Annotated in this window: 10 protein-coding genes; 7 read left to right on the top strand and 3 right to left on the bottom strand. The window is 39.5% G+C overall.

The genetic code is table 11. The features are described 5' to 3' along the window. Positions 1 to 156: 156 nt before the first annotated feature. The gene (locus ACFIMM_RS04490) at positions 157 to 288 is read right to left on the bottom strand and encodes a hypothetical protein (RefSeq protein WP_375631686.1); all 132 of its coding nucleotides are present in this window, start codon (positions 286 to 288) and stop codon (positions 157 to 159) included. Positions 289 to 1,494: 1,206 nt separating this feature from the next. On the opposite strand from ACFIMM_RS04490, the gene ACFIMM_RS04485 reads away from it, so the two are divergent. Together ACFIMM_RS04485 and ACFIMM_RS04480 are read left to right on the top strand one after the other, a co-directional pair. Then, positions 1,495 to 1,647, top strand: coding sequence for a hypothetical protein (locus ACFIMM_RS04485; protein ID WP_375613550.1), 153 nt, complete (start codon positions 1,495 to 1,497; stop codon positions 1,645 to 1,647). 457 nt (positions 1,648 to 2,104) lie between these two features. Further along, a complete protein-coding gene (locus tag ACFIMM_RS04480; protein ID WP_375682553.1) occupies positions 2,105 to 2,473 on the top strand; it encodes a hypothetical protein in 369 nt (122 codons plus the stop codon). A gap of 992 nt (positions 2,474 to 3,465) precedes the next feature. On the opposite strand, the gene ACFIMM_RS04475 is transcribed toward ACFIMM_RS04480, so the two are convergent. Next, a complete protein-coding gene (locus tag ACFIMM_RS04475) occupies positions 3,466 to 4,686 on the bottom strand; it encodes an MFS transporter (protein WP_375682554.1) in 1,221 nt (406 codons plus the stop codon). Positions 4,687 to 4,696: 10 nt separating this feature from the next. Further along, positions 4,697 to 6,097, bottom strand: coding sequence for a coproporphyrinogen-III oxidase family protein (locus ACFIMM_RS04470; protein WP_375682555.1), 1,401 nt, complete (start codon positions 6,095 to 6,097; stop codon positions 4,697 to 4,699). A gap of 210 nt (positions 6,098 to 6,307) precedes the next feature. Here ACFIMM_RS04470 and ACFIMM_RS04465 point away from each other — a divergent pair, with 210 nt between their 5' ends. The 5 genes from ACFIMM_RS04465 (at position 6,308) to ACFIMM_RS04445 (ending at position 10,743) form a co-directional block, all read left to right on the top strand. Beyond that, on the top strand, positions 6,308 to 6,469 hold the full coding sequence (locus tag ACFIMM_RS04465) for a hypothetical protein (protein ID WP_375629811.1): 162 nt from the start codon (positions 6,308 to 6,310) through the stop codon (positions 6,467 to 6,469). A 78-nt stretch (positions 6,470 to 6,547) separates the two neighbouring features. Continuing rightward, positions 6,548 to 6,913 (top strand): hypothetical protein, encoded by a 366-nt coding sequence (locus ACFIMM_RS04460; protein WP_375629837.1) that lies wholly within the window; start codon positions 6,548 to 6,550, stop codon positions 6,911 to 6,913. Positions 6,914 to 7,268: 355 nt separating this feature from the next. Continuing rightward, positions 7,269 to 7,565, top strand: coding sequence for a class I SAM-dependent methyltransferase (locus tag ACFIMM_RS04455; RefSeq protein WP_375629834.1), 297 nt, complete (start codon positions 7,269 to 7,271; stop codon positions 7,563 to 7,565). 455 nt (positions 7,566 to 8,020) lie between these two features. Further along, the gene (locus tag ACFIMM_RS04450) at positions 8,021 to 9,448 is read left to right on the top strand and encodes a glutamine synthetase family protein (RefSeq protein ID WP_273790377.1); all 1,428 of its coding nucleotides are present in this window, start codon (positions 8,021 to 8,023) and stop codon (positions 9,446 to 9,448) included. Between the two features lie 11 nt (positions 9,449 to 9,459). Then, positions 9,460 to 10,743, top strand: a complete 1,284-nt coding sequence (locus tag ACFIMM_RS04445; RefSeq protein WP_375682568.1) for an NAD(P)/FAD-dependent oxidoreductase — start codon at positions 9,460 to 9,462, stop codon at positions 10,741 to 10,743. Positions 10,744 to 10,807: the final 64 nt, after the last annotated feature.

Genomic DNA, 10,807 nt, shown 5'->3' with positions numbered 1-10,807 from the left:
TGATATGACGCGGCTTTCAAATAGCGTTTCTTATTGATTAAAATGAATCATCCACAATGGAGTAATGAATGCATATATACAAAACGTATCATATTGCAAGCGCTCTATTAGAGATATGAAAACTTATCAAAAGAAACGTAAATGTGCGTATGATCTTTAATCACTCATTTGAATGAGAGAGCCTATAAAACGCTTGTTATGGCTATCAAACGTATCAAACAAATCAAAATGCTCGGTAGCTTTAACAATCCAATCAAAAGCAAATGCATATTCAATAAATATCTGCAAAAAACGTTCTTTTTACATTTGGAAGCGTTGGTTTTTAAAAGCAGCTTTTCATAAGATAAATAAACAAACGCTTTTATAAAGTGTAAGGTTTTTAAGATTTTGCTCTGCTGTGAAAGCTAAATCTTAGTTTTCTCATAAATGAAACGTTTTTAAGAGCAAATGATAACTAAGTTATAACTGTTATAAAAAAACGTTTTAACGTTTCTTATAAAGATCTCATCTTATGTTTCAAACGTTTAAACGTGCATTTAAAGAGGTTCTCATAAGCGTATTTGTACTTTTCATTAAAACCTAATTTCTTTAAATATTAGCCGGTCCATTTTTGGAGGCATTATCTTAGAATAGAGCATTCTTTAAACATTACAGCTTTTGACTCAAAATTAAGTAAAAACCCATACCTTATGATGTTACAATGGTTTTGAAGTTTGTTTGCTTATCTTTGTCTTAATAGCTGCCCCCAAATTTGGAAAGAGCTCATTTGGTTTCGTATTTTTAAACTATAACTTTTAAAATGTTTTTAGTACCAAATCTAAAGTAGATAGTTATTCTACTGCCATGGCATTATTTGCCTCCATTTTTTTGTGGAAGCGAATAGTTCCATTCTTAAAGACTAGCCTGCAATCTATTCATTAAAAGGCTTTTCATTTCATAAGATATAGCATTTTGAATTTCATGACCTTTATTTCCTACCTCGGTAAAAAAATACCGTGGTTATAAAATCGATCTTGTCTTTAAATCCTTTTATGCAATCTTTAAAATGTTCGGTGTTATGATGATGCTGTTATGACAGCTCTCTATTTTGCGCTCGCCAATTTTGGCGAATGTTAATTTGCTCTTTTATGTGATTAACAATCCAATCTTTAAAACAAGATGTGATCTTTAAACGTATGTTATCGATATTTTCAAACGACTAAATTTAAAACAATGTGATTTGTGCTGTGATAAAAACGTATCATAAAATTTATGAACTGTTATGAATGATATCGGCTTTTCATTTCATATGAACGTTTACATGCGTTATAATATTTACATTATGATTTGCTTTTTATGGTCTATTCATACATGGCAATCTTATATAAAAAATGGTCAAATGAATCACGTATAAAAGTATGGATTCTTAAGTAGATTCTTATAAAATAATTGCAAACAACATATTGACTTTATTGTGTTTTTTATATACTATACGATGTTTATGGGGTACCAGTTGTGCATACGCTTTATAGACAAGCTCTGCAATATCAAGTTGCTTCGGCTAAAGATGATTTTGTGTCTGAGAACGCAGGCCGTACATGGAGACTGAACAGCGAAGATGTACGGGCTTGCTGCGCACATCTTGTTGATGAAATGTATAAATTTTAAAATAATAAGGGTGGAGGATATGGTCAAAAATGATAAGAAATACCGTTAGTTAGTCGTTGGTGGTACAGGAATATTGGCGCCCTTTTGCCGGTCATGAGGGCTGAACAACGTGATTATCGCAGCGCGTTTTCGTTCTCATCAATCCAAAATTGAGTTATTTCAGACAAGGGCTAAATGTATATTTTGGAGATTATTATAAGCCATAGGCACAATTTTTAAAAGGGGTACCACTATGGACGGGCTTGAAATATTGCATATTATGGGGGGCATTCGCCTGCACATGCATTTTCGTGTAGATTGAGATTGAGCGGTTGGCCTTCTTACCGAAGCCTCTGCGTATTGTTCATGTTTTTGGTTCTAATGCAGAGGATAAAATAATCTCTGGATGTGCGCATCATAATAAGATTGATCCCACATCTGTAAAATTAGGTCGGAAAAGGCTATCATATGGCCGGCGGTGGTCAATGAGAAAAGTGTTTATGATCATGTGATTTGTGAGAGCCGTATTGAGAAAGAGTTTGCGCAAAATCTCGATAATGACTCTGATGTAAGATTGTTTTTTAAACTGCCAAGAAGTTTTAAAATAACCATTCCCATTGGTTCTTATACGTCTGATTGGGCGGTTTTTTTAGAGAGGGATGGCGAACAAAAGCTTTATTTTGTACTGGAAACAAAAGGAACGAATAGCGATTTTGATTTGCGCCTTAAAGAAATGCTGAAGATTAAATGCGGCAAGGCGCATTTTACCGCCCTTGAGACTGGTGTGGTGTTTAACGAGGCACTGGTGATGAGTTGGCGCGATTCTAAGCGGGGGGGATGGTGGTAGAGAGAGTGGGGGCTGTGGTAAGAGTGGGCGGCACGAATGACGCTGTCTTTAGTTGTGTACCACCAAGCTAATTTTGTGCTTTGCGAAATTCGCCAAGGCTTTTGGACGTACCGCGTTTACCGCGTAATAAAATCTTATGAATATCATGCAGAAGGCGCGCGCAGAAGGGGGTGATTACGTGACTAGCTTCCCAATGCCGTAATTAAGTACAGCTACATAATGAGATAGCTCTTCAATATCATCAGTTGCACTGATACTTTTTCTTTATTTTCAAACAATAATAGGTCAGATGGTAACGATTATGTCCTTTCTATCTAAGAAAAGAGTAGCACCGCTTGCGTATATGCACGAGTAAAAGTCAATCAACATTGGTCTGAGGTAAAAACCGTCAATTATTTCTAATACACCTAAGGATTTCATAGCTTGCTCTAACGGTTTATATAAAGCCGCCCTTTTAAAAGGTGGATTGGGTGGAAAATTTATTGGGATATAGGCTTTATGAATCTCTCGAACTAAGCTTTCTACTATGCAGGTTCTAAGGCGTGATTGCATATATGGTCGCATCTGTTGCTGCATTGTGTAGGCAGAGATCCTAAATGAGGAAAGGAGGGATGCTCTTTTAATTACAAAGGAAGAATACGGCGCGTAAGTGAAGCAAAATGTATTTTGAGGAGCAGTAAAGGGGTGAGGTATTTGATGTCCAGCGAGTGATGGATGGAGTATAAGGGGGTATTGCTAGGGCGGAGTTTTTAGTTAAGAATCGCGCTCCGTACGCTATAAGCTCTCTGCATCCTTCATATAGGCGTTGGATCATCGCCCAATGCAACGTAAAGGGGCTGTTTTGTCTTTAGCGTTTGTTTGGCTGCTTCTATAGTGCCGCTGGCTCTATCAGCCATTATGGTGATAATTTTCTCGTCCAAAGAATAAATCAATCGATTGCGTAATAGGGTATGTGTGCCTTTTTTGACCGTGTCTTTTTTTAAAAGCAGCTGTTACCTCGTGGCAGGGTTGGGGGTGTTTATATGATCAGCCTGCCAAAGAAATGGAAGCGTTATCGCGATAGCCACCAATAGTAGTCCAGCGATAAAGGTGGCAGCAAACTGCAATGATATAAAAGAACCAAGGACGCCGACCAAAAAGCTTCCGACCGGCGTTCCAGCATAGCCTATCACTCGAAAAGCAGAATTAGCTCGCCCGAGAAGTTGCTTTGGTGTGAGGCGCTGCCTGAAGGCGGTAACACCAATAAACCATAAGCTTGCTCCAACGCCAGCGATAAAGGTGACGCCCCATACGACGACAGCACTTTTTGAAAAGGCTGGAATCAGCAGCAAGACAACCGTTCCTAAACCGTCAGTGAGAACAGCTAGGCGCACCGGTGCATAGCGTATACGCGGTGCAAATAGGGCGCCTGCCATTGTTCCAAGCGCGTAGGCCGCAAACATCACGCCATATTGGCTGCTATGTAGGCCCAGATACCGACTGTCGGTAACGAAGAAGATGAATGAGGTTAGGAATGCTCCAAATACCACCGATAGAAAGAATGTGAGTAATGTAAGGGAGGTAAGATGCCGATTTGAAAAAATGAAACGAAAGCCGGCAATGATATAACGGAAAGTGATGTTTTCTTTATCAAGTGCTGGCGATGTCGGAACAGCACGGCGAGCGGTAAAAATCAATGCGATAAAAAGCACGATTAAAAGGCCGAGAAATAGCAGGGTGCTATGCGCTAAAATGCTGCTTGTTATGACAGGGGCAAGAAAATAGGAGACCCCGAAATCTAAAAACAAGACAATAGAGTAGAAGGTCATCAATCGCTCTCCCTCCATGATAAGTGGTGGAATCGTCATTATATAAGCTTCGGCAGAAACGACGATGAATCCAGCAATGGTTGCATAGAAGAAAATTTGTTCGGCTGGAGTAATCTGTATCATAAGTAGTATGAACAGGACAATATGCAGTAGCATGAAGATGAAGAGAGCTGAGGTGGCAAGTTTTATTTTGTCGCAGCGATCAAGTAAAACGCCTGCAAGGATGCCGAAAATTGGCCACGCTAATGAGAAGAGACCTTGCGCCCAACTTACTCCGACTACGCCATATCCAGATTGTCTTGCTAATAGCGGGATGGCAGTGCGCAAAGCACCGCTGAGTAAGGCGAGCAGACTAACGGTTAGGCAAAAATAGCGTATGTTCTTGTTGGAAAAAAGCGTGAACATTCTGTTCTCCTTAAGATGCCACACAGGTTTCCACTGTTCCATCAAGTACGGCGGTTGTATTCAGCATGTTTGCGACATAGCCGTCCAAGATATTCCTATCTGCCTGAGGTAGAAGAAAATACATAAGGTTGGAATACCATTGCCAACCACGCTGAGTCAGCTGGAGATTGTTATCACTTTCTGCGATGAGACCTGCACCTATGAGCTGTTGTAGGTTATTGTATACGAAAGAGGGGAGTGCGGTCCAGTCAATTCTTTCTTTTTTGGCATAACCGTTATAAGGTAGCCTCATACACAAAGCCTTGGAGGCTTGTTGCTCTGCTGATACCCAATTGTAGTATACTTTGGATTTGCCTTTAAGTTGTATGTCGGTAATGTATCCGCTTCGACTGGGATTGGCTCGTGTGACGAGTGAGCCGAGAATCGACATTGCTGACGCCCCGAAGCCAACCACATAATCGTCATGATAACCATGCAAATATTTGTGATAGCGGAAATAATTAGCTGAACTCGTTTTAGCGAGCGTTAGAGGAGTGTTATTGGCAATTTTGATATAGGAATGCCCATTACACGGCGCATAGCCGCAGCTGCGCATAACGATGTCGCTAAATAAGCGAAGCATCTGTCGATGCTGTAGGCTGGATGGCTTTAGCCCTTTTTGTGCGTAAGACTTATGCAGTTGCGACGTGATAGCCAGATTGTTAATTGCATAGAGGTTGCTGGCTTGCTTCAAATCGTATAATAGTTCTTCGGCTTGCTGGCTGTGCATGCCATATAGTAGGTCTAAACCGACATGTCCAATTATCTCTTGTGACCAAGCTACGGTATTGTTGATTTGTTCACGTGTTGAGGTGAGGTTAAACAATGATCGGAAACGCTCAATGAAACTCTGTATACCGAAGCTGATCCGGTTAACGCCGATCTCACGGGCAGCATAAAGTTTATCACGTGTAACGCTCTTCGGTTCGCTTTCCAGTGTAAGCTCAGTTAAGGAAGAGAGCTCAAATTCGGCATGCAATACTTTTCCGATGTGGCGGATATTATCTGCAGACAAAAGCGACGGTGTGCCGCCCCCTATATAGATGCTGCGGATGGGCCCTCTAAGCGAGCGAATGAAATTTCCTTTGTTTCTGATCTCTGTGGTAAGCGCTGACATATAAGATTCGATTTGCTTAACGTGCTTGTAGGCCCCTTTCTGAAAGGGACAGAAGGAACAGATGGTTTCACAAAAGGGAATATGCAAATAAAGAGAAATAGTATGCGCTTGTGGAATCTGCTTACTGTGCGCTAGTTTATTAAAGTCTAGGTAATCGTAAAATTCATTTGAAATAGTGCGAAATAACGGATATGTGAAGTTGTAAATCAGCTTGAGTTGATCGAATTTCACAAAAGGATGATCCACGAGTTGCATAGCTTATCTCCCCCAATTTCTTAACGCGCACTATATTATTGACGGGCGACTGGTGATCCAATTATCCGAGTGTATTACCAAAGATTTTCACGGAACATAATGAATCCTCCTTTTGTAGAAGTTATATGTATTATACATATAACTCATTATATGAACAGATGAGCTTGTTTAAGAGGCAATGTAAAGATAAAAATATAAAAGAACTTTCTCTTGCAGCCTTATGGTCTGATATTGCAATTGGTATCCTGTTTTACGTGGTCGGGCTATGGATGCCTAGGGCGAGAAAAAGCAGGGTATTTTAATGGACGTGCGGGGCATCATTGTTATGTTGCTGGGACTTGGAATTTGCGTCTGGTTATGAGATATCATTAGCGCAAAAAGATGGTTTTAAAGGTAGAGATACATTTTTTAATATCCCTGTAAAACTTCGAGAAGAGATAGAGTTATCCTATTAGAAAACATATAAATATCCAGTGTGATAATATTATCGAATTACATGACATCATCACTCTTGCACGCCATTTTGATATACTACCTAAAATCTCATTGAGATTGTGCCATGTACTGGCAAACAGGGATAGATCGCGTTTTGGTATGACTGCGGCGGAGTTACGTGCCGCATTATCTTTGCTAGAATCCAATAGGATTAGGCTTAATGGGGCGCCTTTTCATGTGGGCTCTAATTTGAATTCGACTGAGTTAATAGTATCCACCTTAACTAAGGCTGGAAAGGATATTTACGCATTGAAGGATCAAAAAAGTTTTATCAGTTTAGGCGGGGATATCCGACTTCCACAGCGTTCTGCGATGCCGTGACGGTCAATGATGAATACTCTCGTAAAATTTATGAGGCATTGTCACAATTGGGTTGTGATTTACATAAGCTTACGGTAATTATTGAATCTAGGCGTATTATATCTGAAGATTATGGTTATTTATTTTCAAATATTAGCTCTATAAAAGAGCAGAATGGTACGAACTTAATTATAATCTGGGCTCTGGGGATGTGTACTCAATCTGCACAGTATCACGAGATCATAAGTCAAAGTATGTGAAAGAAACTGATACAAAATAGATTTTACGATGGTGGAAGACCGACGATAAAGGACGTTAGTTCAAAGGAAATTGATATTATTGTGTTCTCATATCCTGATTTTTTGGCTTTTTAGATATAAACAACACATCTCCTAGTGGGCTGGAGACTATCAGATGTTGGATCCCGCATGGCGCAATTAGCAAAAATTCCTATCTATTGGATTTGGTATGCTCTACTGGATTCTCAGCTCTAAATATTGTGTGCGAAGAGCAATGTCAAGCGGTGGAAATTGATATAAGTGCAGAGTTTGTACCATCCGCTCAGAACAAGGTTGATAGCTCTATTATGCAGGCGATGGTTAAGTTTCATATTGGAAATGCTGAGCGTATGTCTTATCCTGAAAATACATTTACGCATATTACGGCGGGGTGAGTATTTGTAAGCACAGCTGTAAAGGCTATTCACCATCCTAGGGTGTTTACTTCTACGTGGATAACAATAGAGTTACAAAACTTGCTTCATATTAAAAGAAAAGTTTCTTTTCTTTTAATTAAGCATTGCTACAACCAAAAGGAAATTAAATATCTCGCCTTTATTATTCTCGCCAATGTTTGCTTATATATGATTATTTGAATCGGAATTAGGTTACGTACAATATGGTATTTCTCGCTGTTTTATATAAGGAGAAGGTTCGCACCGATGTATCGCGTGCAATATCAATTTTTTCACTATGATGATAGGATAGCTTTTTGAGCGCAAAGTTCTTTTACCTTGATGGATCTTATAGTATTCTTCAAAAATATCAGTTGATAATTTTTTTTCGTGTCGTTTATGCATGGGCTGATACAATAAGAATAGGACTTGATTGTTTTTAAAGTTGGTATGTTATGGATGTAAAAAATGGTAAACAAACGAAAAGTAAGAATTTTAAACCTGTTTCTCGTTTTCTCAAAAGTTTACGTGGTGTGCACAATTGGGAACAAGTTTCACAATGGCTTGCTTTCCGTAAGGTAGAGGATATTGAATGTATTACGCCTGATCAAGCAGGGGTACCACGGGGCAAGATGATGCTTTCTAAAAAATTTACATCGGAAACATCATTGGCATTGCCTTCAGCAGTTTTTATGGCAACAATTTCAGGGGATTATCCGGAAGATGGTCATGGTTTTGAATATCCTAAAGCAGATGGTGATTTACGCCTTGAGCCTGATCTTTCTACGTTAAGCATTGTTCCATGGGAAGATGCTCCTACGGCACAGGTGATTTGTGATCTTGTGTATCAAAATGGTCAGGTTGTAGATTACACACCACGCAATGTTTTACGAACGGTGGTTCACTTTTACACAAAAATGGGTTTAAGCCCTGTTGTTTCACCAGAAATTGAGTTTTATTTGGTACAAAAAAATCCCGATCCTGATTATCCGTTAGTTCCACCGGTTGGTCGTTCTGGGCGTTCAATTGGTGGTGGACAGGGGTACTCCATTGCTGGTGTTAATGAATTTGATGATTTGATTGATGATATTTATCAATTTTCAGAGGCACAAGGATTGGAAATTGATACCCTCATTCATGAAGAAGGAGCAGGTCAGTTTGAAATTAATTTACGTCATGGTGATCCTATTGAGTTAGCGGATCAAGTTTTTATGTTTAAACGAACAATTCGTGAAGCAGCACTAAAACATAATATGTATGCAACTTTTATGGCAAAACCCATTCAAGGGCAGCCGGGTTCTGCTATGCATATTCACCAATCGGTTGTTGATAAGAAAACCGGTATGAATATTTTTACACAGGAAAATGGTGAAGAAAGTATCTGTTTTCGCCATTTTATTGGTGGATTGCAAAAACATATGCCAGGGGTACTTGTGATGCTTGCACCTTATGTGAATTCTTATCGACGTCTTGTCCCTGATAATTCGGCTCCTGTTAATTTGCGATGGGGATATGATAATCGTACTACAGCTTTTCGAGTTCCCCGTTCTGCTCCTCAAGCGCGACGTGTTGAGAATAGACTTCCTTCATCAGATGCGAATCCTTATTTAGCTCTTGCAGCTTCTTTAGCGTGTGGTCTTATTGGTTTGCAACAAAAAATTGAGCCGGATGAGCCAGCGACAAATAATGTAAACGCTGATAATATTGAGTTGCCGCGTGGACTCATTGAGGCAGTCAATTTGTTTGAACAAGATACAGTGATACGTGCTATTTTAGGGGATGTGTTTGTCAGTACTTATGCTGCAATCAAACGCCAAGAGTTTGAAACTTTTATGGAAGTAATCAGTCCGTGGGAGCGTGAATATCTCCTGCTGAATGTTTAAATTTTATGACGATGATTGATTATAATTCAATTTCTCCAGGAATTTCTTGGTATGAAGATGCTTTAAGAGAACGTCCATCGTATCCTTCTTTTTGTGAAAACAGACAGTGTGATGTGGTCATTATTGGAGGCGGATTTACGGGTCTTTCGGCTGCTTATCATTTAGCCAAGGCTGGAGTAGATGTTGTTTTATTTGAAGCATCACGTTTTGGTGATGGTGCTTCAGGGCGCAATGGTGGACAGCTGGGAACAGGGCAACGGCAATGGGTAGAAACATTAGAAAAAAAGTATGGTTTTGAGCGGAGTAAGGCTCTGTTTGATTTGGCAGAAGAAGCTAAAAGAGATATTTTAGCTTTATGCGCAATGCCTAATTGTCCGTGTGATTTGATAGGAGGACAGCTTTCTGTAACTCATAAAAGGCGTGAGCTTCTCTCTTATCAACGGCATATTGAGGCGATGCAGCGTTATGGCTATCACGCGCTTACTTTTATGGATAAGGCTGAAACATTTGAGCGACTTGGATCAACTTTTTATTGTGGTGGTATTTATGATGCGGATACCGGTCATATAAATCCCTTAAAATTGATTATTGGGTTGGCAAAAAGAGCACAAGATGCTGGTGCTAAGCTTTATGAGAAGTCACAAGTAACGACCATAAGGCGCAAGGGAGCACATTGGAAAGTAATAACAGAAAAAGGCAGTGTAACAGCAGAGCATGTTTTACTTGCAACAAATGGGTATAAACTTGGTCTGGAGCGTTTTATTGAGAAAAATATTGTTTCTATTCGCTCTTATATTGGAGCAACGGACCCATTACCAAAGCATAGTTCAATTCTTATAGGGGGGGAATCGGTTGATGATTCCCGTTTTATGGTTCGCTATTTTCGCAAAAGCATTGATAATCGTCTCTTATTTGGTGGTGTAGAAAGTTATGATAATAAGCATCCTCTAAATTTAGATGAACGTATAAAACGGCAAATTGTTGAAATTTATCCTCAATTACATTCTATCAATTTAAGCCATCGGTGGGGAGCAACGGTTGCCATCACAGTTGAACGCATGCCCTATGTTCGCCAACTTTTCTCAAGGATAACTTATTGTGGTGGTTATTCAGGGCATGGCGTTATGCTGGCTCCTTTCGTGGGAAAATTATACGCAGAATGGTTAACTGGAAAATATGAACGTTTTTCCTATTTCCAAGACTTAAAGATTTCATCTTTTCCGGGGGGACGCGTTTTGCGTTATCCGCTTATATTTTTAGCAATGCGTTGGTTTTCTTTATTGGATCGCCTTTAATGTAAACATTGCTTGAAATGAAGAAAATTAATGGCTTATTTAGTATCTGTCTGCTTTAATGATG

Source organism: Bartonella sp. AP258QHHD (genome assembly GCF_042196145.1).
GTDB lineage: Bacteria > Pseudomonadota > Alphaproteobacteria > Rhizobiales > Rhizobiaceae > Bartonella.
This window is presented reverse-complemented; position numbering and strand designations above follow the sequence as displayed.

Excerpts from the sequence above, each read along its gene's own strand:
- ACFIMM_RS04445 (WP_375682568.1), top strand. The coding sequence starts at position 9,460 with ATGATTGATTATAATTCAATTTCTCCAGGAATTTCTTGGTATGAAGAT.
- ACFIMM_RS04470 (WP_375682555.1), bottom strand. The coding sequence starts at position 6,097 with ATGCAACTCGTGGATCATCCTTTTGTGAAATTCGATCAACTCAAGCTG.
- ACFIMM_RS04475 (WP_375682554.1), bottom strand. The coding sequence starts at position 4,686 with ATGTTCACGCTTTTTTCCAACAAGAACATACGCTATTTTTGCCTAACC.
- ACFIMM_RS04450 (WP_273790377.1), top strand. The coding sequence starts at position 8,021 with ATGGATGTAAAAAATGGTAAACAAACGAAAAGTAAGAATTTTAAACCT.